Genomic DNA, 22598 nt, shown 5'->3' with positions numbered 1-22598 from the left:
GGGGGAGAGGGGCGGTCCTGCCGCCCCGGAGTGTTCGCTATGATCGTACAGTCTCTGGCCTGTGGTGGCGTTGATCGTCTGAGCGACGGGGAGTGGCGTCTGCACAGCCGCTTCACCCAAGCGATCAACTACAGCCATGCTGATGGCGCGCTGTTGACATTTATCCGTTACGGCAAGGGCGTCGCGCCTGCCGGGGTGTTGCTCTCCACGAGTAATTTCGCAAAAGTCTACGATGCTCAGCGGTGGACTAAACGGGGCAAGATCCTGCTGGGGCATAACGCATCTGTCTTGCTACGACGTCCCCTCAACCTGACTCCTCAAAGCGGTAGGATGCCCGTGCCCGATTTGCGGAACTACCCGGAAAAAACGGGGCTGTGCGGCCCGCTTCGTCAGCTGGACGCGGGTGCCATCGCCTTCAGGCTATTGCTGGATGGTCTCACCCAGTGGGAGAGCGGAATGCCTCCTTCATGGGCAGGATTAATTGGCATGGGGCCTGGCCTGACGCCCGGTGGCGACGACATGCTGACAGGCGCGCTGGCAGTGTTACATGCTTCACATTTTTCCACGCAACTCCAGGCTTGCCCATTTTTACCCTCGGCCGATCAACTCATGACGCTCACAACGTCGGTAAGCTGTAGTTACCTCAACAGCGCCCGCTACGGCGAATTTTCGACTCCGGTTCTTCACCTGCTGCGCTGCCTGCAGGCCGGGCGCGATCCGCACAGAGCCATTCGGCGGCTGGTGCTGATGGGGCATACGTCGGGCGCAGATATTGTTGCCGGCATGGTGATTACGTTGCGATGGCTACAGATCCGGAAGGAAAGGCGAGGACATGCTCGATCAGGAAACAGTGCGGACATTTATTCGGGTTGCGGAGACCGGAAGTTTTTCGCGGGCGGCCGCTTCTCTCCATAAAACGCCAGCAGCGATCAGCTATCGGATTAAAACGCTTGAGGAGCAAACCGGCACGCAGCTCTTTTTACGCACCACTCGTTCAGTGAGCTTAACCCCTGCGGGCACGCATCTGCTCGAAAACTGTCGGCAGTGGCTGAGCTGGCTGGACGCCATGCCGGATGAACTGCAGCAAATTAATGCGGGCGTCGAAAGACAGATCAATATTGTTGTTAACAATCTGCTTTACCAGCCGCGCTCTGCCGCCAGGCTGTTAACCTGGCTGCATCAACGTTTTCCCTTCACGCGTTTCCAGCTTTCCCGCCAGGTGTATATGGGGGTGTGGGATGCGTTGCTCTACGATGATTTTCACCTCGCCATTGGGGTGACGGGATCGGAATCCCTGTCCAATACCATTTCACTTCTCCCGCTGGGTGAGATTCGCTGGCGCTTCGTGGTTGCCAGCGATCACCCGCTGGCGTCACATCCTGCGGATCGCTTAACGGACGATATGCTGCGCAAGTATCCGGCGATCAATATTGACGACACCTCGCGTAACCTGACGCGTCGGGTGGCGTGGCTGCTCGGCGGGCAGAAGGAGATCAAGGTGCCTGATATGAGCACTAAAATTGCCTGTCACCTCAGCGGGCTGGGGGTAGGTTTTTTGCCAGAGCGTCAGTGTCAGCCCTATATTGAGTCCGGGCAGCTGGTGGCAAGAGAGGTGGTAAACCCGCGCCAGAAATCTCCGCTATCGGTGGCGTGGAAGTCCGTCGGCAGCGGAAAGGTGATTGACGAGATAGTGACGTTATTTCGCAACAAAGATCCGCTGGTGGCGGAATTTACCAGTGAAATAGACCCTCAGCTTTACTAACTCTTACAGAAATCGGCCTCCGTAAATGGCATATTTTCCTGCTTTTGTTTACCTTTAACACTGGCGTTTTCGTGATTGAGATCTCGTTAGCGCGTGTTTGGGTTATTAACAAGGAAAATTGAATGGAAGATCTCGGTGTAGTAGATGGGATTAACAACGCGGGAACCTGGCTGGTGCGCAACCAGGCCCTACTGATTAGCTATGCGGTGAATATTGCGGCAGCGATTGCCATCATTGTCGTGGGGATGATTATTGCCCGTACGGTTTCCAGAGGCGTCAACCGCGTCATGCTGGCCCGTCATATCGATGCTACCGTTGCTGATTTTCTTTCTGCGCTGGTGCGTTACGGGATCATCGCCTTCACCCTCATTGCGGCAATGGGCCGGGTCGGTGTTCAAACAGCGTCGGTCATTGCCGTTCTGGGGGCCGCCGGTTTGGCCGTGGGCCTGGCACTTCAGGGCTCGCTTGCAAACCTGGCGGCTGGCGTGCTGCTGGTGACGTTCCGACCATTCCGCGCGGGAGAATATGTCGATCTCGGCGGTACGGCGGGTACCGTACTCAACGTGCAAATTTTCTCCACCACGCTGCGTTCGGCGGATGGCAAAATTGTTATTGTGCCAAACAAGAAGGTGATCGATGGCAACATCACTAACTTCTCGCGCGAGCCGGTTCGTCGTAATGAGCTACTCATTGGAGTTGGCTATGATTCCGATACCGATCTGGTGAAAAAGCTGATTACCGATATTATTGAATCCGACGACCGCATTCTTAAAGATCGCGAAATGACCGTCCGCCTGAACGAGCTGGGTGCGTCCTCCATCAACTTTGTGGTGCGTATCTGGAGCAAAAGCGGCGATCTGCAAAACGTTTACTGGGACGTTCTGGAGCGTATCAAGCGTGACTTCGACGCTAACGGCATCAGCTTCCCGTACCCGCAGATGGACGTAAACGTCAAAAAAGTCAAAGAAGCAGAATAACGTCTTCCCAGGCCCGGTAAGCGCTAGCGCCGCCGGGCTTTTCTTTTATTAGCCACGCTAATCACCAATTAATATTATCCATTTCCTCTAATGTGATTCGCGCAGTATAGTCTGCTTCCAGAACAATACTGTGAGAATTTCGTCATGTTATCCTATTATTTTCAAGGTCTTGCGCTGGGCGCGGCCATGATCCTTCCCCTCGGCCCGCAGAATGCGTTCGTGATGAACCAGGGCATCCGTCGCCAGTATCATCTGATGATTGCCCTGCTGTGTGCGGTAAGCGATTTACTGCTGATCTGCGCCGGGATTTTTGGCGGCAGCGCATTGCTGATGCAGTCCCCGTGGCTGCTGGCGCTGGTGACCTGGGGCGGCGTGGCGTTCCTTTTATGGTACGGATTCGGCGCCCTAAAAACGGCCATGAGCAGCAATCTCGAGCTGGCGAGCGCCGAGGTGATGAAGCAGGGGCGGTGGAAGATAATCGTGACCATGCTCGCGGTCACCTGGCTTAACCCGCACGTCTATCTTGATACCTTTGTGGTGCTGGGCAGCCTGGGCGGGCAGCTGGACGTTGAGCCAAAACGCTGGTTTGCGCTCGGTACGGTCAGCGCGTCGTTCCTCTGGTTCTTTGGTCTGGCTATTCTGGCCGCGTGGCTGGCGCCGCGCCTGCGCACCGCCAAAGCGCAGCGCGTAATCAATACCCTTGTGGGGCTGGTAATGTGGTTTATCGCGTTTCAGCTGGCCAAAGAGGGCGTTCATCACGTACAGGGATTGTTCAACTAAGCGTTGTCTTATGGACATCTGAACCAGACCCGCTAAGCTTGCTGGCATGCGCCCTGATGTTGGGCACTCTTCGCAACATGGAGGAATGACAGTGAAGTTTAAGGTGATGGCCCTGGCGGCATTAGTGAGTTTAGGTGCGGTGTCGGTGCAGGCGAATGAACTGCCAAACGGCCCGCACATCGTCACTTCAGGCACCGCAAGCGTGGATGCGGTACCGGATGTTGCAACGCTGGCAATTGAAGTGAACGTAGCCGCGAAGGATGCCGCTTCTGCCAAGAAGCAGGCTGACGACCGTGTTGCGCAATATCTCTCTTTCCTGGAACAGAATGGTGTCGCTAAAAAAGACATCAACTCTGCTAACCTGCGTACCCAGCCCGATTATGACTACCAGAACGGTAAAAGTATCCTGAAAGGCTACCGCGCCGTGCGTACCGTGGAAGTGACGTTGCGCCAGCTGGATAAGCTGAATTCGCTGCTGGACGGTGCGCTGAAGGCGGGTCTGAACGAAATTCGTTCCGTCTCTCTGGGCGTTGCGCAACCGGATAAATACAAAGACGAAGCGCGTAAAGCGGCGATTGATGATGCAATTCATCAGGCGGAGCAGCTGGCTTCTGGCTTCAAGAGCAAGCTCGGCCCGGTTTACAGCGTGCGCTACCACGTCTCTAACTACCAGCCAAGCCCGATGGTACGGATGATGAAGGCCGACGCTGCGCCGGTATCTGCTCAGGAAACCTATGAGCAGCCGACCATTCAGTTCGACGATCAGGTGGACGTGGTGTTCGAGCTGCAGCCAGCTCAAACTCAGGCGGCTAAGGCGCAGTAATTTGCCCTCACCCTAACCCTCTCCCACAGGGAGAGGGAATTCAAGCGATTAATCCTGCCTCAACACCTTATGCCCAAACGTCAGCAGCGCGTCGGTGACGTTGCGCATCATGCGGCTTTCCGGTGCAAAACGGTGCCAGTAGAGCATCCGGCGCTGGTACAGCCCCGGCGTTAAGTCAATCAGCTCACCGCTTTTCAACTCTCTTTCAATCTGCAGGTGCGGGATCATGCAGCAGGTGGTGCCCTGACGCGCGAGCTGCACGAAGGCTTCGGACGAGTTCACGATATGGCACGGCACGCTGCCCGGCGGCAGGTCGAAGTTTTGCTGGAGAAACGCCTGGTGCATATCGTCGAGATGGTCAAACGCCACGGCGGGGGCTTTCAGCAGCGCGGCGCGGGTGACGCCGTTCGGGAAGTAGCGCTCAGCAAAGGCTTTTGAACCGACGAACAGGTAGTCCAGCGCCCCCAGCTGATCGACCAGACAGCTTGGCAGCGCCTGAGGCTGAATACTGACCGCCCCGACCACTTCGCCACGACGCAGGCGTTCCTGGGTGCGGGTTTCATCTTCTACCTGTAAATTCAGACGGATAGGGGAGTCAGCCAGGACGGGGGCAAGGGCAGGCAGCAGCCAGGTTGCCAGGCTGTCGGCGTTCACCGCCAGTGACAGGAGCAGCGGCGTAGAGCCAGTCTGTTCGTCACCCAGCCACTCGTCTTCAAGCAGTTCCACCTGGCGCAGCAGGGCGAGGAGTTTTTGCCCCTGCTCGGTTGGGCGCGGCGGAACGGTACGCACCAGCAGCGGTTGCCCGAACATATTTTCAAGCTGTTTGATGCGCTGTGATACGGCGGACTGAGTGATGCACAGCTTCTGCGCCGCGCGCTCAAAACCTCGTTCACGAATAACCGCATCAAGTGCCTGTAGTGTTCTGTAGTCCGGACGTTTCATTGCTCTGGCTTACTCCTTAATTTTGCTTAATCTGCACTATGACACAATTTTCCCTTCGTGGCAGACGAATTCCATCCGACGTGTTCTATAATGCGCCGTAAGTTTTCACACCACAGGCAAAACGATCATGACGCAGGATGAACTGAAAAAAGCAGTAGGATGGGCCGCTCTCCAGTACGTACAGCCGGGCACCATTGTGGGTGTTGGCACCGGGTCGACGGCGGCACACTTCATTGATGCACTGGGCACGATGAAAGGGCAGATTGAGGGCGCAGTTTCCAGCTCTGATGCTTCCACGGAAAAGCTGAAAAGCCTCGGCATTACCGTTTTCGATCTGAATGAAGTGGATCGCCTGGGCATCTACGTTGACGGTGCGGATGAAATCAACGGCCACATGCAGATGATCAAAGGCGGCGGCGCGGCGCTGACGCGTGAAAAGATCATTGCTTCCGTTGCCGACAAGTTTATCTGCATCGCGGATGCCTCCAAGCAGGTGGATATTCTCGGTAACTTCCCGCTGCCGGTTGAAGTGATCCCGATGGCGCGCAGTGCGGTGGCGCGTGAGCTGGTGAAGCTGGGCGGGCGTCCGGAGTACCGTCAGGGCGTGATGACCGACAACGGTAACGTGATCCTCGACGTACACGGCCTGGAAATCCTCGATGCGGTAGCGCTGGAAAATGCCATCAACGGCATTCCGGGCGTAGTGACCGTAGGGCTATTCGCCAACCGTGGCGCGGACGTGGCGCTGATCGGCACCGCTGACGGCGTGAAAACCATCGTAAAATGATCTGACGGGGGGAGTCCTCCCCCCGCTAAAAAAAATTGAAAAGCTAAATTCGGTGACTTGTGTCACGTTTTTACGCCTCTTTTGCCGATCCTGCCGCGTTCATAATTATCCGTAGCATATTCCTCTGCCATTTTGCCCTGCATGACTTTTCTTCAGAGCCCCGACGCAAACGTTCATATTGCTGCAATAGTTTTTTTTGATATGTTGGCTACAGCGGATTTAAATCCAGCACAACATCAGTTCAGACAAAAACAGGGTCGGGTAAATGGCAAAGGTATCACTGGAGAAAGACAAGATTAAATTCCTGCTGGTCGAGGGCGTGCACCAAAAAGCAATCGATAGCCTTCGTGCGGCAGGTTACACCAACATCGAATTTCACAAAGGCGCGCTCGATACCGAAGAGCTGAAAGCGTCCATCCGTGATGCCCATTTCATTGGCCTGCGATCCCGTACTCACCTGACCGAAGATGTTATCGCTGCGGCAGAAAAGCTGGTGGCAATCGGCTGCTTCTGCATCGGCACCAACCAGGTTGACCTGAACGCCGCCGCTAAACGCGGTATTCCCGTCTTTAACGCTCCGTTCTCCAACACCCGTTCCGTGGCGGAGCTGGTGATTGGCGAACTGCTGCTGCTGCTGCGCGGCATTCCTGAAGCCAACGCCAAGGCGCACCGCGGGGTGTGGAACAAGCTGGCGTCCGGTTCCTTTGAAGCGCGCGGTAAAAAGCTGGGGATTATCGGCTACGGTCACATCGGCACCCAGCTCGGTATTCTGGCGGAATCTCTCGGGATGCACGTCTTCTTCTACGATATCGAAAGCAAGCTGCCGCTGGGCAATGCGACGCAGGTTCAGCATCTGTCTGACCTGCTGAACATGAGCGACGTGGTGAGCCTGCACGTGCCGGAAAATGCCTCCACTAAAAACATGATGGGCGCGGAAGAGCTGGCGCTGATGAAGCCGGGCTCGCTGCTGATCAACGCCGCGCGCGGCACGGTTGTTGATATTCCTGCGCTGGCGGATGCCCTGAAGCGTAAGCATCTGGCGGGTGCGGCGATTGACGTCTTCCCGACGGAGCCTGCAACCAACAGCGATCCGTTCACCTCTCCGCTGTGCGAGTTCGACAACGTGATCCTGACGCCGCACATTGGCGGTTCTACCCAGGAAGCGCAGGAGAACATCGGCCTGGAAGTGGCGGGCAAGCTGAGCAAATACTCCGACAACGGTTCTACGCTCTCTGCGGTGAACTTCCCGGAAGTGTCTCTGCCGCTGCACGGCGGTCGCCGTCTGCTGCACATTCACGAAAACCGTCCTGGCGTGCTGACCGCCATTAACCAGATCTTTGCCGAGCAGGGCGTCAACATCGCCGCGCAGTACCTGCAGACCAACTCGCAGATGGGCTACGTGGTAATTGATATCGAAGCGACGGAAGAGGTTGCCGAGAAAGCGCTGCAGAGCATGAAGGCGATACCGGGAACGATTCGCGCGCGTCTGCTGTACTGATGGTGCGGATTGTGGTGTCGGGTGGCGCTTACGCTTACCCGACCTACAATGTTTGAGGATTTATGTAGGCCGGGTAAGGCGTAGCCGCCACCCGGCTTTATCCTACCAGACCCAGATTTTGCTGGGCGTCACCACCGCCGGCAGAGGAATATCCCACTTCTCCACCGGCAAGGCTTCTACTGCCTGACAATCATGCGCATAACCCACGGGCTGCAGGCCGTACTGCTGCCAGTTTTGCAGCGTTCTGTCGTAAAAACCACCGCCCATTCCCAGGCGCTGCCCTTGTTCATCAAACGCCACCAGCGGCGTAATCAGCACGTCCAGCTGTGACAGCGGCAGCACGTCGCGCACGTCGAGCTTCGGCTCGGTGATTTTCAGACGATTCACCACCAGCTCGCTGTGCGGATGGTAGTGCAGAAACAGGAGATTGCCCTTGCTAAACGGGTGCAGGACCGGAAGGTAAATCTTTTTCCCGGCGCGCCAGAGCTGCTCGATAAGCGGCTGCGTGTCCAGTTCGCCGTCAAACGAGAGAAACAGGGCGATGGTATGCGCCAGCACAACGGGCGGGTACGCCATCATACGTGCAGCAGCCTGTTGGGCGAATTCTGCCTGCTGCTCGGGCGTTAAGGCTCGACGGCGATGACGAATAAATTTACGGACGTCCTGGCGAGAAAGAGAAACTTCAGGGAATTGGGTCATGGTAGTCGGTAGAAGAAGAGAGAGGGAATCTCCGAGATGCCGCCGCAGGCTGTAACCCTTGAACCCTTGGTTCAAGGTGAATGTGTCGTCATAGTTTTAAGGCTTCTCGGACGAACCGAGCATGCTCACCAACCATGGAGCGCCACATTCTTGTGGTATGAAATATCGGCTCAGGGGACTGGCCCGCTTGCGAACATCTCAGAGAAATTTTGTCTTCCCAGTTACTCTACCATAGTCAACTGAGAAGTGTTATTCAAACTTTGGTCCCGGTCTTTCTGGAGTGCGACCCTGATCAAGCAACGCCTGTTCAATGGTCTGCTGGAGCATTTTAATGCGCTGCTCCATGCTTGCCGCATAGTCGCGGGTCTTCGCCTTTTCCTGAGTCAGTTCATAGCTGATGTTCAACGCGGCGATGAAAACCAGCTGCTCAGTATTTGTGACTCTAGTGCGTTCTTTTAGATCTTGCAACCGCTGATTCAAATCGTCCGCAGCCTGATTCAAAGCATCCCTTTGTTCAGGTGGACAATTCACTCGCAGTGAACGACCAAAAATCTGGAGATCGACGGGTTGTGCAGACATGCCACCTTCCTGCTGATTGACTGCGCTGCCTTCGCTTACTGCCCCGGGGGCTGCGAAGGGGCGACACTATAGCTACCCTGATGTGAAGATACAAGCCCTTTTCTGGTATCACCAGGGTCCAAAGTGGTAGCATATCATGAATCTTTCCCCTTTGATGACGAATGCTCATGTCTAAACAGAACGAAATGCCTGGTTACAAGGATTTAAACCAGTTACTGAACCAGCAGGGAGTGGGTTTAACCCCTGCCGAAATGCACGGTCTGATCAGTGGCATGCTGTGCGGCGGAAACAGCGACAGCTCATGGCAGCCGCTGCTTCACGACCTGACGAATGAAGGGCTGGCATTTGGTCACGAGCTGGCGGAGGCGCTGCGTAAAATGCATGCCGCGACCAGCGATTCTCTGGAAGACGATGGCTTCCTTTTTCAGCTTTATCTGCCTGAAGGCGACGACGTTAGCGTTTTCGATCGTGCCGACGCGCTCGCGGGCTGGGTAAATCACTACCTGCTGGGGCTGGGCGTCACGCAGCCTAAACTCGATAAAGTGACCGGCGAAGCGGGTGAAGCGATCGACGATCTGCGTAACATCGCGCAGCTGGGCTACGACGAAGATGAAGACCAGGAAGAGCTGGAAATGTCTCTCGAAGAGATCATCGAGTACGTGCGCGTTGCGGCGCTGCTGTGCCACGACAACTTTACGCGCTCGCAGCCGACCGCGCCGGAAGTCCGCAAGCCAACCTTACATTAAGAAAAATAACGCACAGGAGGGTGTCATGGTTATCTCGAATCAAGAGTATTCTCGCCGCCGACAGGCGCTGTTAGCCAATATGCAGCCAGGAAGCGCCGCGCTGATTTTTGCCGCGCCCGAAGTGACGCGCAGCGCCGACAGCGAATACCCCTATCGACAGAGCAGCGATTTCTGGTACTTCACCGGCTTTAACGAGCCGGAAGCGGTGCTGGTGCTGATTAAGAGCAATGACACCCACAATCACAGCGTGATTTTCAACCGCGTACGCGATTTAACCGCCGAAATCTGGTTCGGCCGCCGCTTGGGGCAAGAGGCCGCGCCCGAGAAACTCGGCGTGGATCGTGCCCTCGCGTTTAGCGAAATCAATCAGCAGCTTTATCAGCTGCTTAACGGCCTGGACGTGCTCTACCACGCGCAGGGCGAATATGCGTACGCCGATGAGATTGTCTTCACCGCGTTGGACAAGCTGCGTAAAGGATCGCGGCAGAACCTCTCTGCGCCCGCCACGCTGACGGACTGGCGTCCGATGGTGCATGAGATGCGCCTCTTCAAGTCTGAAGAAGAGCTTGCGGTGATGCGCCGCGCCGGTGAAATCAGCGCCCTGGCCCATACCCGCGCGATGGAGAAATGCCGTCCGGGGATGTTTGAATATCAGCTTGAAGGCGAAATTCAGCATGAGTTCAACCGCCACGGCGCGCGCTTCCCGTCCTACAACACCATTGTTGGCGGCGGGGAGAACGGCTGCATTCTGCACTACACCGAAAACGAAAGCGCACTGCGCGACGGCGATCTGGTGTTGATCGACGCGGGCTGCGAATACCTTGGCTACGCGGGCGACATTACCCGTACCTTCCCGGTGAACGGTAAATTCTCGCCTGCACAGCGTGAGATTTACGACATCGTGCTGGAATCTCTGGAAACGGCGCTCACGCTGTTCCGCCCGGGCACCTCGATTCAGGACGTAACCAGCGACGTGGTGCGCATCATGATTTCCGGTCTGGTGAAGCTCGGCATCCTGAAAGGGGACGTTGACGCGCTGATTACTGAAAATGCCCATCGCCCGTACTTTATGCACGGGTTGAGCCACTGGCTGGGGCTGGACGTTCATGACGTCGGCGCGTACGGTCCTGAACGGTCACGCCTGCTGGAGCCGGGCATGGTATTAACCGTGGAGCCGGGCCTGTACATTGCGCCGGATGCCGACGTGCCGGAACGATACCGCGGGATTGGCATTCGTATTGAAGACGATATTGTGATTACCGAAACCGGTAACGAAAACCTGACCGCATCGGTGGTGAAAAAGGCGGACGACATTGAGGCGCTGATGGCAGCGGCACGCGCATGAGCGTGATTATCGTTGGCGGCGGGATGACGGGCGCCACGCTGGCGCTGGCGATTTCGCATCTGACGAAAGGCCAGCTCCCGGTCCATCTTGTGGAAGCCGTTGCGCCACAGGCGACGAACCACCCCGGTTTTGACTCGCGCGCCATTGCCCTGGCGCAGGGAACCTGTCAGCAGCTTTCACGCATTGGTATCTGGCAGGCGATTGCCGACTGCGCCACGGCGATTAACACCGTGCACGTTAGCGATCGCGGCCATGCCGGGTTTGTGACGCTGGATGCCCATGATTACCGTATTGACGCGCTGGGGCAGGTGGTTGAGCTGCACGACGTTGGCCTGCGCCTGTTTCGGCTGTTGCAGGATGCGCCAGGCGTGACGCTGCACTGCCCGACACGCGTCGCCAGCTTTAGCCGCAGCGAGGAGGCGGTCAGCGTTGTGCTGGAGGATGGCACCACGCTTGAGGGCCAGCTTCTGGTGGCGGCAGACGGTTCGCGTTCTGCGCTTGGCACCCAGTGCGGCGTAGAGTGGCGGCAGCAGCCGTACGGACAGGTTGCGGTCATTGCGAACGTCTCAACCGCAGGAGCGCACAACGGCCGGGCGTTTGAGCGCTTCACGCCGCACGGCCCGCTGGCGATGCTGCCGATGTCGGACGGGCGCTGCTCGCTGGTGTGGTGCCACGCGCAGGACAAGGCCGAGGAAGTGCAGTCCTGGTCTGACGAACGCTTCTGCACCGAGCTGCAAAAAGCCTTCGGCTGGCGGCTGGGGCGCATTACCCATGCCGGAAAACGCGCCGTTTATCCGCTATCGTTAACGACCGCGTCGCAGTCCATATCCCATCGCGTGGCGCTGGTGGGCAATGCCGCCCAGACGCTGCACCCGATCGCCGGACAAGGCTTTAACCTTGGGCTGCGTGACGTGATGAGCCTGGCCGAGTCTCTGGCGCAGGCGTGGGGCGAGCAAAAAGATTGTGGCGCCTATTCAGTTCTCAGCCATTATCAGAAGCGTCGTCAGGCCGATAAAGAGGCGACGATCGGCGTTACCGATGGTTTAGTACACCTGTTTGCCAATCGCTGGGCGCCGCTGGTTGCAGGTCGCAACCTCGGGCTGATGGCGATGGAACTGTTCATTCCGGCACGTGACGTGCTGGCGCAGCGGACCCTGGGTTGGGTCGCGCGTTAAGGAGTTATCACCGTGCAAAATGTTGATGTTGCCATCGTTGGCGGCGGAATGGTCGGGCTGGCGCTGGCCTGTGGATTACAGGGCAGCGGCCTGCGCGTGGCCGTGCTGGAGCAAAAAGCGCCGCACCCCGTCTCGCCTGATGCGCCGCCTGAACTGCGCGTGTCGGCGATCAATGCGGCAAGCGAAAAACTTCTCACGCATCTTGGCGTCTGGTCGGATATCGTGGCGCAGCGCGCCAGCTGCTATCACGGCATGGAAGTGTGGGACAAAGACAGCTTTGGCCACATTGCCTTTGACGACGAAAGCATGGGCTATAGCCATCTGGGCCATATCATTGAGAATGCGGTGATCCACCACGCGCTGTGGCAGAAAGCGCAGCAGTGCAGCGACGTGACGCTGGTAGCGCCCGCGCAGATCCAGCAGGTGGCGTGGGGCGAAAACGAGGCGTTTATCACCCTGCAAAGCGGCGACATGCTGACCGCGCGTCTGGTGGTGGGTGCCGATGGCGCCAACTCCTGGCTGCGCAACAAGGCGGATATTCCGCTGACCTACTGGGATTATCGTCATCACGCGATGGTTGCCACCATTCGTACAGCAGAGCCGCACGGCGGCGTGGCGCGGCAGATTTTCCATAGCGACGGCATTCTGGCCTTCCTGCCGCTAAGCGATCCACACCTGTGCTCTATCGTCTGGTCCCTGGTGCCGGAAAAAGCCCAGCAGATGCAGGAAGCAACGCCGGACGCCTTCAACCAGGCGCTGTGCGTGGCCTTTGATAACCGCCTTGGCTTGTGCACCCTTGAAAGCGAGCGCCAGGTCTTCCCGCTAACCGGCCGCTACGCGCGTCAGTTTGCCGCGCACCGTCTGGCGCTGGTGGGTGATGCAGCGCATACCATTCATCCGCTGGCCGGGCAGGGTGTCAACCTTGGCTTTATGGATGCGGCGGAGCTGGTAGAAGAGCTGCGTCGCCTGCACCGCGAAGGTAAGGACATTGGTCAGCATCTCTATCTGCGCCGCTACGAGCGCAGCCGCAAGCACAGCGCGGCGATGATGCTGGCGGGAATGCAGGGCTTCCGCGAGCTGTTTGCCGGGGCAAATCCGGCGAAAAAACTGCTGCGCGATATCGGTCTTAAACTGGCCGATACGCTTCCTGGCGTTAAGCCACAGCTCCTTCGCCAGGCGATGGGTCTTAACGACCTGCCGGACTGGCTGCGCTAAGTTAGACCCCCGTCACACTTTACTTCCCCGGCCTCCGCGCCGGGGAAATTCCCTCGTTTGAAATATTCTAATTCCACGCTGTTTTTCGCATTAGATAATCTAATGTCGTGTTTTTGAAGGGACGGAAATTCGGCCCATTTTTCCGCACGAAATATCACCATGTGCTAAATCCTGTTAGATCATTGTTAATTTTGTGCGGGTTTAATCGCATTTTTCCAGTGAATAACTCTGTAGGCTTTTCAACGTTTTTTGGTCATAAGCTAATGTGATGACCCGTTTTACCTTATGGTTAACCGCCGGTTTCGGTGGTAAGTTCAGGTAAAAGAGAACGTTTGCGTCGGCATTCGGGAACGAGGCCGATACCGGGTTTCACGGTGAATTTTTCAACGAGGACAAGATGGCTCAACAGACTCCTTTGTACGAACAACACGTGTTATGCGGCGCCCGCATGGTGGACTTCCACGGCTGGATGATGCCGCTGCACTACGGCTCGCAGATTGATGAGCACCACGCGGTGCGCACCGATGCCGGTATGTTCGACGTGTCCCATATGACGATTGTCGATCTGCGCGGCAGCCGCACCCGGGAGTTTTTGCGTTATCTGCTGGCAAATGACGTCGCCAAACTGAAGACGCCGGGTAAAGCGCTCTATACCGGCATGCTGAACGCCTCGGGCGGCGTGATTGATGACCTTATCGTCTATTACTTTACCGAAGATTTCTTCCGCCTCGTCGTAAACTCCGCCACCCGCGAAAAAGACCTCTCCTGGATTTCCCAACACGCCGAACCTTATGCCATCGACATCACCGTTCGTGACGATCTGTCGCTGATCGCCGTGCAGGGGCCGAACGCGCAGGCGAAAGCCGCGTCTCTGTTTACCGACGAGCAGCGCAAAGCAACCGAAGGCATGAAGCCCTTCTTCGGCGTGCAGGCGGGCGATCTGTTTATCGCCACCACTGGCTACACGGGTGAAGCGGGCTACGAAATTGCGATGCCGAACGAGAAGGCCGCCGATTTCTGGCGTGCGCTGGTGGAAGCGGGCGTGAAGCCTGCGGGTCTGGGCGCGCGCGATACGCTGCGTCTGGAAGCGGGCATGAACCTCTACGGCCAGGAGATGGACGAAGGCGTCTCCCCGCTGGCGGCCAACATGGGCTGGACCATCGCATGGGAACCGGCTGACCGCGACTTTATTGGCCGTGAAGCGCTGGAAATGCAGCGTGAGAAGGGCACTGAACAGCTGGTTGGCCTGGTGATGAAGGAAAAAGGCGTGCTGCGCGGCGAACTGCCGGTGCGCTTCACCGATGCCGACGGCAATCATCGCGAAGGCGTGATCACCAGCGGAACCTTCTCCCCGACGCTCGGCTACAGTATTGCACTGGCACGCGTGCCGGCGGGCATTGGCGACACGGCGGTGGTGCAAATCCGCAATCGCGAAATGCCGGTCAACGTGACCAAACCGATTTTTGTTCGCGCCGGTAAGCCGGTCGCCTAATCATTTTTATCAGGAGAACTTCAATGAGCAATGTGCCAGCAGAACTGAAATACAGCAAAGAACACGAGTGGCTGCGCAAAGAGGCGGACGGCACTTACACCGTAGGGATCACCGAGCACGCGCAGGAGCTGCTGGGCGACATGGTGTTTGTTGACCTGCCTGACGTGGGCACGACCGTTAGCGCGGGCGACGACTGCGCCGTAGCGGAGTCCGTAAAAGCGGCTTCTGACATCTACGCTCCTGTGAGCGGCGAAATCGTTGCCGTCAACGACGCGCTGAGCGATTCGCCAGAGCTGGTGAACAGCGAGCCGTATGAAGGCGGCTGGATCTTCAAGATCAAAGCCAGCGACGAAGCGCAGGTTGCCGCGCTGCTGGACGCGACCGCGTACGAAGCTCTGTTGGAAGACGAGTAATCAGTAATCCCCCTCTCCCTTTGGGAGAGGGCAGGGGTGAGGGTGCCAATCTTCCCCTCACCCTAACCCTCTCCCAAAGGGAGAGGGAACTTAAATTCACTGCACGTTTCAGGAACCATCGCTCATGACACAGACTTTAAGCCAGCTTGAAAACCGTGGCGCCTTCATTGAACGTCACATTGGGCCGGATGCTCAGCAACAGCAGGAGATGCTGAAGACGGTTGGCGCGGATTCATTAAACGCACTGATCGGCCAGATCGTGCCAAAAGACATCCAGCTTGCCACGCCGCCGCAGGTAGGTGAAGCCACCACGGAATTCGCCGCGCTGGCGGAGCTGAAGGCCATCGCCGGCCTCAACAAGCGCTATAAGTCTTACATTGGCATGGGCTATACCAACGTGCAGCTGCCGCCGGTTATCCTGCGCAACATGCTGGAAAACCCGGGCTGGTACACCGCTTACACCCCGTATCAGCCAGAAGTCTCCCAGGGCCGTCTGGAAGCGCTGCTGAACTTCCAGCAGGTGACGCTGGATCTGACCGGGATGGACATCGCCTCCGCCTCGCTGCTGGATGAAGCCACCGCCGCCGCCGAAGCGATGGCGATGGCAAAACGCGTGAGCAAGCTGAAAAATGCCAACCGCTTCTTCGTGGCGGTGGACGTGCATCCCCAGACGCTGGACGTGGTGCGTACCCGCGCAGAGACCTTCGGCTTTGACGTGATCGTCGACGATGCCGACAAAGTGCTGGATCACCAGGACGTTTTCGGCGTGCTGCTGCAGCAGGTAGGTACAACGGGTGAAGTACACGACTACGGCGCGCTGATTGCCGAACTGAAGTCCCGCAAGGTGATTGTTAGCGTTGCCGCCGATTTTATGGCGCTGGTGCTGCTGACGGCACCGGGCAAACAGGGGGCGGATATCGTCTTCGGCTCTGCGCAGCGCTTCGGCGTGCCGATGGGCTACGGCGGTCCGCACGCGGCGTTCTTCGGCGCGAAAGATGAATTCAAACGCTCCATGCCTGGTCGTATTATCGGCGTCTCAAAAGATGCTGCCGGTAACACCGCGCTGCGCATGGCGATGCAGACCCGCGAGCAGCACATCCGCCGCGAGAAAGCGAACTCCAACATCTGTACCTCCCAGGTCCTGCTGGCGAACATCGCCAGCCTGTACGCCGTGTTCCACGGCCCGGCTGGCCTGAAGCGCATTGCCAGCCGCATTCACCGCCTGGCCGATATTCTGGCCTGCGGCCTGCAGCAGAAAGGCCTTAAGCTTCGCCATGAGCACTATTTCGACACCCTGTGCGTGGACGTGGCGGACAAAGCGGCCGTGCTGGCGCGTGCGGATGCAGCAGAGATCAACCTGCGCAGCGATATCCACAACGCCGTCGGCATTACGCTGGACGAAAGCACCACCCGCGACGATATCCTGAACCTGTTCAGCGTGCTGCTGGGTGACGCGCACGGCCTGGATATTGATACGCTCGATAAAGAGGTCGCGCTCGACAGCCGCTCCATTCAGGAAAGCATGCTGCGCAATGACGCGATCCTGACGCATCCGGTGTTCAACCGCTACCACAGCGAAACCGAGATGATGCGCTATATGCACTCTCTGGAGCGCAAGGATCTGGCGCTGAACCAGGCGATGATCCCGCTGGGCTCCTGCACCATGAAGCTGAACGCCGCGGCAGAGATGATCCCGATCACCTGGCCGGAGTTCTCCGAGCTGCACCCGTTCTGCCCGCCAGAGCAGGCGGAAGGTTATCACATGATGATCAACCAGCTTTCCGACTGGCTGGTGAAGCTGACCGGTTATGACGCGCTCTGCATGCAGCCGAACTCCGGCGCGCAGGGCGAGTACGCGGGCCTGCTGGCGATCCGCCACTATCACGAAAGCCGCAGCGAAGGTCACCGCGATATCTGCCTGATCCCAAGCTCCGCCCACGGTACCAACCCGGCCTCTGCCCAGATGGCGGGCATGGAAGTGGTTGTGGTTGCCTGCGATAAGAACGGCAACATCGATCTGGCCGACCTGCGCGCGAAAGCCGAGCAGGCGGGCGACAAGCTTTCCTGCATCATGGTGACCTACCCGTCCACCCACGGCGTGTACGAAGAGACCATCCGTGAAGTGTGCGAAGTGGTGCACCAGTTCGGCGGTCAGGTTTACCTCGACGGCGCGAACATGAACGCGCAGGTGGGCATTACCTCACCGGGCTTTATCGGTGCGGACGTGTCGCACCTGAACCTGCACAAAACCTTCTGCATCCCGCACGGCGGCGGCGGCCCGGGCATGGGCCCAATCGGCGTGAAGGCGCACCTGGCACCGTTTGTTCCGGGCCACAGCGTGGTGCAGATTGAAGGCATGCTGACCCGTCAGGGCGCGGTCTCTGCGGCACCGTTCGGCAGCGCCTCTATTCTGCCAATCAGCTGGATGTACATCCGCATGATGGGCGCGGAAGGGCTGAAGCAGGCGAGCCAGGTGGCGATCCTGAACGCCAACTACATTGCGACTCGCCTGAAGTCCGCCTTCCCGGTGCTCTATACCGGTCGCGACGGTCGCGTGGCGCACGAGTGCATTCTGGATATTCGTCCGCTGAAAGAGCAGACCGGCATCAGCGAGCTGGATATCGCCAAGCGCCTGATCGACTACGGCTTCCACGCGCCAACCATGTCGTTCCCGGTTGCGGGTACGCTGATGGTTGAGCCGACCGAGTCTGAAAGCAAAGCCGAGCTGGACCGCTTTATCGACGCGATGCTGGCGATCCGCATGGAGATCGACCGCGTGCAGGACGGCGAGTGGACGCTGGAAGATAACCCGCTGGTCAACGCCCCGCACACCCAGCACGAGATGGTGGCAGAGTGGAACCACGGCTATTCCCGCGAGCTGGCGGTCTTCCCGGCAGGCGTGGCAAACAAATACTGGCCGACCGTGAAGCGTCTTGATGACGTCTACGGCGACCGTAACCTGTTCTGCTCCTGCGTGCCGATGAGCGAATACCAGTAATATTGCTGATGTAGTAACGTAGGCCGGGTAAGGCGAAGCCGCCACCCGGCTTTTTTATTGGGAGAAGAGAATGGGTATTGCACTTGTGACCGGCGCCAGCCGCGGTATTGGCAAAGCCACCGCGCTACAGCTGGCACGCGAAGGTTACACCGTGGCGGTGAACTACCATCACAACGTTAAGGCCGCGACGGACGTCATCAGTCAGATCGTCGAGTCGGGCGGCAAAGCCTTTGCCGTGCGCGCGGACATCAGCGACGAAGCGCAGGTAATGGCGATGTTCGACAGCATCGATCGCGAAGGCGAGCCGCTGACGGCGCTGGTGAATAACGCAGGTATTCTGTTTGAACAATCGACCATTGAGAATTTGTCGGCTGAACGTATCAACCGCGTGCTCTCTACCAACGTCACGGGCTATTTCCTCTGCTGTCGTGAAGCGGTGAAGCGCATGTCTAACAAGCACGGCGGCAAGGGTGGGGCGATAGTGAACGTCTCTTCCGCCGCGTCACGCCTGGGCGCGCCGGGAGAATACGTGGACTATGCTGCATCCAAAGGTGCGGTGGATTCCCTGACCACCGGGCTATCCCTTGAGGTGGCGGGGCAGGGCATACGGGTTAACTGCGTACGTCCGGGTCTAATCTATACCGATATCCATGCGTCCGGCGGTGAACCGGGGCGGGTGGATCGCGTTAAGTCGATGCTGCCAATGCAGCGCGGCGGTCAGCCGGAAGAGGTGGCGCAGGCGATTGTCTGGCTGCTGAGCGAGAAGGCGTCGTACGTCACGGGCAGTTTTTTAGAGTTGGCCGGTGGGAAATAAACCCCTCACCCTAACCCTCTCCCACAGGGAGAGGGGATCAATCGTAGCGCCGCCCGGCGTTAAAGTTTCTCGCCGTTGCTGGCAATCACTTCCTTATACCAGTTAAAGCTCTTCTTGCGGGAACGCGACATATCGCCCGTGCCGTCGTCGTGCTTGTTCACGTAGATAAACCCGTAGCGCTTGCTGTACTGTCCGGTGGTGAAGGAGACGCAGTCGATGCAGCCCCACGGCGTATAGCCCATCAGATCCACGCCGTCGTAAGTCACCGCCTTAATCATCTCTTCAACGTGCGCGCGCAGGTAATCGATGCGGTAGTCGTCGTTGATGCTGCCGTCTTCTTCGACTTTATCGTAGGCACCAAAACCGTTTTCAACGATAAATAGCGGTTTCTGATAGCGTTCATACAGTTCGCACAGCGCATAGCGCAGGCCCACCGGGTCAATCTGCCAGCCCCAGTCGGAGGCCTTCACGTGCGGGTTCGGCACGCTGCCTTCGAAGCCGGAAATGGCGTCACCGGTACCGCCTTCTGCCTTAACCGCGTTGGTCATGTAGTAGCTGAAGCCCAGGTAGTCGCAGGTGCCTTCGCGCAGGATCTGCTCGTCGCCCGCCTCCATTTTGATGGAGAAGCCGCGGCGCTCCCATTCGTTCAGCACGTAGGATGGGTAGTAACCCCGGAGCTGTACGTCGGTAAAGACATAGCGTTCGCGCATGGACTCCTGGGCAAACATCACGTCCTCGGGTTTGCAGGAGAACGGATAGAGCGCCACCATCGCCAGCATGCAGCCAACTTTCATCTCCGGGTTGATGCGACGCGCGGCTTTCACCGCCAGGGCGCTGGCAACGAACTGATGGTGCAGCACCTGGTACATGGTCTCTTCAGGGTTATCGTGTTCGGTGTACACCACGCCAGAGCAGCAGTAGCCGAACAGCGGCGCGCGCCAGTTACGCTGGTTATTGATTTCGTTGAAGGTCATCCAGTATTTGACCTTGTTTTTGTAGCGCTCGAAGACCACTTCGGAGAAACGCACAAAGAAATCGACCACTTTACGGTTGGTCCAGCCACCGTATTCCTGTACCAGGTGCAGCGGCATTTCAAAGTGGGAGAGGGTGATCACCGGCTCGATATTGTATTTCAGCAGTTCGTCGAACATGTCATCGTAGAACTGCAGCCCTTCTTCATTCGGCTGGGTTTCGTCACCTTTCGGGAAGATGCGCGTCCAGGCGATGGAGGTGCGGAAGCATTTGAAGCCCATCTCGGCAAATAGCTTGATGTCTTCTTTGTAATGGCCGTAGAAATCAACGGCTTCGTGGTTTGGGTAGTATTTACCTTCAATCACTTCCTGAGTGATTTCACGCGGTACGCCGTGAGCGCCGCCGGTCAGGACGTCACAAATGCTTGGTCCTTTACCACCCTTATTCCAGCCGCCTTCAACCTGGTGTGCCGCAACCGCGCCGCCCCATAAAAACTCTTTTGGTAAGGTCAATTTTTTCATCGCTGCTCATCTCAATAAATGATTAATTGCTATCGAGTCTAGCAAAGCGAAATTAAATGTCACGATATAACAATTTCCAGGAATTGTGATTTGTTACATCGAAAAAACAGGACGTTTTATTCTGTTAATTTCTTCGCCAGCTTACGCCCGAGCGATTCCAGAATATAGATAACGGGAATTTGAGTGGTAATATCGTAGACGCCACCGATGCGCGTCTGGGGAACATGCCAGGAGAGGTTGAAGTCAGCAAGCTTTGCCAGGCGTGAGTGTTCATGGCTGGTGATGGAGAGCACCTTACAGCGGTGCAGGCTGAACTGGCTGGCAAAGCGCAGGATCTCCTCGGTTTCACCCGACACGGATAAAACGATCGCCAGCGCATTTTTCGCCATATCATTGGTCACCGGGAAATAAGGATCGTCAATATGGTTGCTGAATTTTCCAATATTCGAGAAAAAACGCGCGCCGTATTTCGCCAGTGAGCCGGACGTCCCCGCGCCCACAAATATAATACGTTCGGAGGAGAGGATAATATCTACCGCATCATCCAGTAACGCATCGAACTCTTCATTATTGACGCTTTTAAAGAAGCTGATAATTTCGCTGGCACCGAAATTCGCCTGCTGGGGCTCATTCTGCTCCAGGTAAAGCTTAAAGCGCACGCGAAATTCGGAGTAGCCCTCGCAGTTGAGCTTGCGGCAAAAGCGCAGGATAGTGGTGGTAGAGACGCCAGCCGCGTCCGCCAGCTCGCGGATGGTCATGTACATTACTTTGTCACGGTTCTTGATGACATAGTTGTAGACCATCATCTCAAGATTATTGAGACCGGCAATGGCGGAATGGGAGAACATGCTCACAATGGCTAAACTCACTCATTAACTTTTCTTCAGGGAATAATAACATGCAGCCAAACGACATCACTTTTTTTCAGCGCTTTCAGGACGACATTCTGGCCGGGCGAAAAACCATCACCATTCGTGACGAAAGCGAATCCCATTTTAAGCAGGGCGATATCCTGCGCGTCGGTCGCTATGAGGATGACGGCTACTTTTGCACCATTGAAGTGACAGGTACATCGACCGTTACGCTGGATACGCTAACGGAAAAACACGCAGAGCAGGAGAACATGACCCTGGAGACGCTCAAAAGCGTGATTGTGGAAATCTATCCCCATCAGAACCAGTTTTATGTGATTGATTTTAAATGTCTTTAATGATGATGGTAACACGTGTTAGCTGAAATTAAACCGTAACTACCTGATTGTAAATCAGAAATATTAGGTTTAATTTTATTTTAGCTAACAGGTGTTCTCTGGAATCATTCTCAGTTAGCATAACCAGACGATGAATAATCATCTTTTGTTTTCCCGGAGTTACCTATGGTGAGCAAGCCATTAATCGCACAGGGATATTCACTGGCTGAGGAAGTAGCCAACAGTATAAGCCACGGCATTGGCCTGGTGTTTGGGATAGTCGGATTAGTGCTATTGCTGGTGCAGGCGGTGGACGCCAATGCCAGCGCGATGGCCATTACCAGCTACAGCCTGTACGGCGGGAGTATGATCCTGCTGTTCCTGGCCTCGACGCTGTATCACGCTATTCCGCATCAGCGGGCCAAGACCTGGCTCAAAAAATTCGACCACTGCGCCATCTATCTTCTGATCGCGGGCACCTACACCCCGTTCTTGCTGGTGGGATTAAACTCACCGCTGTCGCGTGGCCTAATGATCGTCATCTGGAGCCTGGCGCTGCTGGGAGTCCTGTTTAAGCTGACCATTGCGCACCGGTTCAAAATACTGTCGCTGGTGACCTATCTGACGATGGGCTGGCTGTCGCTTATCGTGGTGTATCAGCTGGCGATCAAGCTGGCCGTGGGGGGCGTAACGCTTCTGGCGGTGGGCGGCGTGGTCTACTCGCTGGGCGTAATTTTCTACGTCTGTAAGCGCATCCCGTATAACCACGCTATCTGGCACGGCTTTGTGCTGGGCGGCAGCGTGTGCCACTTTTTGGCGATTTATTTGTATGTGGGGCAGGCGTAGGTTTTTCCACCGTGCGGGCGGTTAC

22 protein-coding genes and 1 other RNA gene are annotated in these 22598 nt (G+C 57.0%); 17 read left to right on the top strand and 6 right to left on the bottom strand.

Translation table 11 applies throughout. From position 1 onward, the window contains the following. Positions 1-39: 39 nt before the first annotated feature. From VPX56_RS18820 to VPX56_RS18800, 5 genes are all read left to right on the top strand, one after another. On the top strand, positions 40-915 hold the full coding sequence (locus VPX56_RS18820; protein ID WP_326468248.1) for an oxamate carbamoyltransferase subunit AllH family protein: 876 nt from the start codon (positions 40-42) through the stop codon (positions 913-915). Next, a complete protein-coding gene (gene allS / locus VPX56_RS18815; RefSeq protein ID WP_131633598.1) occupies positions 833-1762 on the top strand; it encodes an HTH-type transcriptional activator AllS in 930 nt (309 codons plus the stop codon). Before VPX56_RS18820 ends, allS begins: the two co-directional genes overlap by 83 nt. 122 nt (positions 1763-1884) lie before the next feature. Then, positions 1885-2739: a small-conductance mechanosensitive channel MscS gene (gene mscS / locus VPX56_RS18810; RefSeq protein WP_263610363.1), complete on the top strand. Its 855-nt coding sequence runs from the start codon at positions 1885-1887 to the stop codon at positions 2737-2739. 144 nt (positions 2740-2883) lie between these two features. Beyond that, complete coding sequence (gene argO / locus VPX56_RS18805) at positions 2884-3519, top strand: arginine exporter ArgO (protein WP_326468245.1); 636 nt, start codon at positions 2884-2886, stop codon at positions 3517-3519. 91 nt (positions 3520-3610) lie between these two features. Then, positions 3611-4342: an oxidative stress defense protein gene (locus VPX56_RS18800; protein ID WP_326472122.1), complete on the top strand. Its 732-nt coding sequence runs from the start codon at positions 3611-3613 to the stop codon at positions 4340-4342. Positions 4343-4390: 48 nt separating this feature from the next. On the opposite strand, the gene argP is transcribed toward VPX56_RS18800, so the two are convergent. After that, a complete protein-coding gene (gene argP, locus VPX56_RS18795; protein ID WP_326468243.1) occupies positions 4391-5284 on the bottom strand; it encodes a DNA-binding transcriptional regulator ArgP in 894 nt (297 codons plus the stop codon). Positions 5285-5411: 127 nt separating this feature from the next. On the opposite strand from argP, the gene rpiA reads away from it, so the two are divergent. Together rpiA and serA are read left to right on the top strand one after the other, a co-directional pair. Further along, positions 5412-6071, top strand: a complete 660-nt coding sequence (gene rpiA / locus VPX56_RS18790) for a ribose-5-phosphate isomerase RpiA (protein ID WP_131633600.1) — start codon at positions 5412-5414, stop codon at positions 6069-6071. 265 nt (positions 6072-6336) lie between these two features. Beyond that, positions 6337-7569: a phosphoglycerate dehydrogenase gene (serA, locus tag VPX56_RS18785; protein WP_263068125.1), complete on the top strand. Its 1233-nt coding sequence runs from the start codon at positions 6337-6339 to the stop codon at positions 7567-7569. 102 nt (positions 7570-7671) lie between these two features. Here serA and VPX56_RS18780 read toward each other — a convergent pair whose 3' ends face one another. From VPX56_RS18780 to zapA, 3 genes are all read right to left on the bottom strand, one after another. Then, a complete protein-coding gene (locus VPX56_RS18780) occupies positions 7672-8268 on the bottom strand; it encodes a 5-formyltetrahydrofolate cyclo-ligase (protein WP_326468238.1) in 597 nt (198 codons plus the stop codon). 24 nt (positions 8269-8292) lie between these two features. Then, positions 8293-8476: non-coding RNA, 6S RNA (ssrS, locus tag VPX56_RS18775), on the bottom strand. A gap of 41 nt (positions 8477-8517) precedes the next feature. Continuing rightward, positions 8518-8847, bottom strand: coding sequence for a cell division protein ZapA (gene zapA / locus VPX56_RS18770; protein WP_014071673.1), 330 nt, complete (start codon positions 8845-8847; stop codon positions 8518-8520). A 167-nt stretch (positions 8848-9014) separates the two neighbouring features. Between zapA and VPX56_RS18765 the strand changes: the two genes are divergently transcribed. From VPX56_RS18765 to VPX56_RS18730, 8 genes are all read left to right on the top strand, one after another. Next, a complete protein-coding gene (locus tag VPX56_RS18765; RefSeq protein WP_131633603.1) occupies positions 9015-9593 on the top strand; it encodes a YecA/YgfB family protein in 579 nt (192 codons plus the stop codon). A 31-nt stretch (positions 9594-9624) separates the two neighbouring features. Next, positions 9625-10938: a Xaa-Pro aminopeptidase gene (gene pepP / locus VPX56_RS18760; protein WP_326472120.1), complete on the top strand. Its 1314-nt coding sequence runs from the start codon at positions 9625-9627 to the stop codon at positions 10936-10938. After that, positions 10935-12113: a 2-octaprenyl-6-methoxyphenyl hydroxylase gene (gene ubiH, locus VPX56_RS18755; protein WP_131633604.1), complete on the top strand. Its 1179-nt coding sequence runs from the start codon at positions 10935-10937 to the stop codon at positions 12111-12113. The genes pepP and ubiH overlap by 4 nt, the downstream gene beginning before the upstream one ends. A 12-nt stretch (positions 12114-12125) precedes the next feature. Continuing rightward, the gene (gene ubiI, locus VPX56_RS18750) at positions 12126-13328 is read left to right on the top strand and encodes an FAD-dependent 2-octaprenylphenol hydroxylase (RefSeq protein ID WP_131633605.1); all 1203 of its coding nucleotides are present in this window, start codon (positions 12126-12128) and stop codon (positions 13326-13328) included. A 397-nt stretch (positions 13329-13725) separates the two neighbouring features. Next, entirely contained in the window at positions 13726-14820 is a 1095-nt protein-coding gene (gene gcvT / locus VPX56_RS18745; RefSeq protein WP_131633606.1) for a glycine cleavage system aminomethyltransferase GcvT, read from the top strand. Positions 14821-14843: 23 nt separating this feature from the next. Then, a complete protein-coding gene (gene gcvH / locus VPX56_RS18740; protein WP_006178383.1) occupies positions 14844-15233 on the top strand; it encodes a glycine cleavage system protein GcvH in 390 nt (129 codons plus the stop codon). A gap of 124 nt (positions 15234-15357) precedes the next feature. Continuing rightward, positions 15358-18231: an aminomethyl-transferring glycine dehydrogenase gene (gcvP, locus tag VPX56_RS18735; protein ID WP_326468231.1), complete on the top strand. Its 2874-nt coding sequence runs from the start codon at positions 15358-15360 to the stop codon at positions 18229-18231. A 70-nt stretch (positions 18232-18301) separates the two neighbouring features. After that, a complete protein-coding gene (locus tag VPX56_RS18730; RefSeq protein WP_131633608.1) occupies positions 18302-19045 on the top strand; it encodes an SDR family oxidoreductase in 744 nt (247 codons plus the stop codon). A gap of 59 nt (positions 19046-19104) precedes the next feature. Here VPX56_RS18730 and bglA read toward each other — a convergent pair whose 3' ends face one another. Next, positions 19105-20538 (bottom strand): 6-phospho-beta-glucosidase BglA, encoded by a 1434-nt coding sequence (gene bglA, locus VPX56_RS18725; RefSeq protein WP_263610358.1) that lies wholly within the window; start codon positions 20536-20538, stop codon positions 19105-19107. Positions 20539-20654: 116 nt separating this feature from the next. After that, positions 20655-21386 (bottom strand): MurR/RpiR family transcriptional regulator, encoded by a 732-nt coding sequence (locus VPX56_RS18720; protein ID WP_131633849.1) that lies wholly within the window; start codon positions 21384-21386, stop codon positions 20655-20657. Positions 21387-21436: 50 nt separating this feature from the next. Here VPX56_RS18720 and yqfB point away from each other — a divergent pair, with 50 nt between their 5' ends. Together yqfB and trhA are read left to right on the top strand one after the other, a co-directional pair. Beyond that, positions 21437-21748, top strand: coding sequence for a N(4)-acetylcytidine aminohydrolase (gene yqfB, locus VPX56_RS18715; RefSeq protein ID WP_131633610.1), 312 nt, complete (start codon positions 21437-21439; stop codon positions 21746-21748). A 165-nt stretch (positions 21749-21913) separates the two neighbouring features. Continuing rightward, positions 21914-22573, top strand: coding sequence for a PAQR family membrane homeostasis protein TrhA (gene trhA / locus VPX56_RS18710; RefSeq protein WP_131633611.1), 660 nt, complete (start codon positions 21914-21916; stop codon positions 22571-22573). The last annotated feature ends 25 nt before the right edge of the window (positions 22574-22598 follow it).

The organism is Enterobacter wuhouensis (assembly GCF_035835995.1).
GTDB lineage: Bacteria > Pseudomonadota > Gammaproteobacteria > Enterobacterales > Enterobacteriaceae > Enterobacter > Enterobacter wuhouensis.
Note: the sequence above shows the minus strand (reverse complement) of the source record. Positions and strands in the feature narration are given on the sequence as shown.

What these genes read in the sequence shown, in the direction of transcription:
- VPX56_RS18820 (WP_326468248.1), top strand. Translation starts at nt 40, where the DNA reads ATGATCGTACAGTCTCTGGCCTGTGGTGGCGTTGATCGTCTGAGCGAC.
- allS (WP_131633598.1), top strand. Translation starts at nt 833, where the DNA reads ATGCTCGATCAGGAAACAGTGCGGACATTTATTCGGGTTGCGGAGACC.
- mscS (WP_263610363.1), top strand. Translation starts at nt 1,885, where the DNA reads ATGGAAGATCTCGGTGTAGTAGATGGGATTAACAACGCGGGAACCTGG.
- argO (WP_326468245.1), top strand. Translation starts at nt 2,884, where the DNA reads ATGTTATCCTATTATTTTCAAGGTCTTGCGCTGGGCGCGGCCATGATC.
- argP (WP_326468243.1), bottom strand. Translation starts at nt 5,284, where the DNA reads ATGAAACGTCCGGACTACAGAACACTACAGGCACTTGATGCGGTTATT.
- rpiA (WP_131633600.1), top strand. Translation starts at nt 5,412, where the DNA reads ATGACGCAGGATGAACTGAAAAAAGCAGTAGGATGGGCCGCTCTCCAG.
- serA (WP_263068125.1), top strand. Translation starts at nt 6,337, where the DNA reads ATGGCAAAGGTATCACTGGAGAAAGACAAGATTAAATTCCTGCTGGTC.
- VPX56_RS18780 (WP_326468238.1), bottom strand. Translation starts at nt 8,268, where the DNA reads ATGACCCAATTCCCTGAAGTTTCTCTTTCTCGCCAGGACGTCCGTAAA.
- zapA (WP_014071673.1), bottom strand. Translation starts at nt 8,847, where the DNA reads ATGTCTGCACAACCCGTCGATCTCCAGATTTTTGGTCGTTCACTGCGA.
- VPX56_RS18765 (WP_131633603.1), top strand. Translation starts at nt 9,015, where the DNA reads ATGTCTAAACAGAACGAAATGCCTGGTTACAAGGATTTAAACCAGTTA.
- ubiH (WP_131633604.1), top strand. Translation starts at nt 10,935, where the DNA reads ATGAGCGTGATTATCGTTGGCGGCGGGATGACGGGCGCCACGCTGGCG.
- gcvT (WP_131633606.1), top strand. Translation starts at nt 13,726, where the DNA reads ATGGCTCAACAGACTCCTTTGTACGAACAACACGTGTTATGCGGCGCC.
- gcvH (WP_006178383.1), top strand. Translation starts at nt 14,844, where the DNA reads ATGAGCAATGTGCCAGCAGAACTGAAATACAGCAAAGAACACGAGTGG.
- gcvP (WP_326468231.1), top strand. Translation starts at nt 15,358, where the DNA reads ATGACACAGACTTTAAGCCAGCTTGAAAACCGTGGCGCCTTCATTGAA.
- VPX56_RS18730 (WP_131633608.1), top strand. Translation starts at nt 18,302, where the DNA reads ATGGGTATTGCACTTGTGACCGGCGCCAGCCGCGGTATTGGCAAAGCC.
- bglA (WP_263610358.1), bottom strand. Translation starts at nt 20,538, where the DNA reads ATGAAAAAATTGACCTTACCAAAAGAGTTTTTATGGGGCGGCGCGGTT.
- VPX56_RS18720 (WP_131633849.1), bottom strand. Translation starts at nt 21,386, where the DNA reads ATGTTCTCCCATTCCGCCATTGCCGGTCTCAATAATCTTGAGATGATG.
- yqfB (WP_131633610.1), top strand. Translation starts at nt 21,437, where the DNA reads ATGCAGCCAAACGACATCACTTTTTTTCAGCGCTTTCAGGACGACATT.
- trhA (WP_131633611.1), top strand. Translation starts at nt 21,914, where the DNA reads ATGGTGAGCAAGCCATTAATCGCACAGGGATATTCACTGGCTGAGGAA.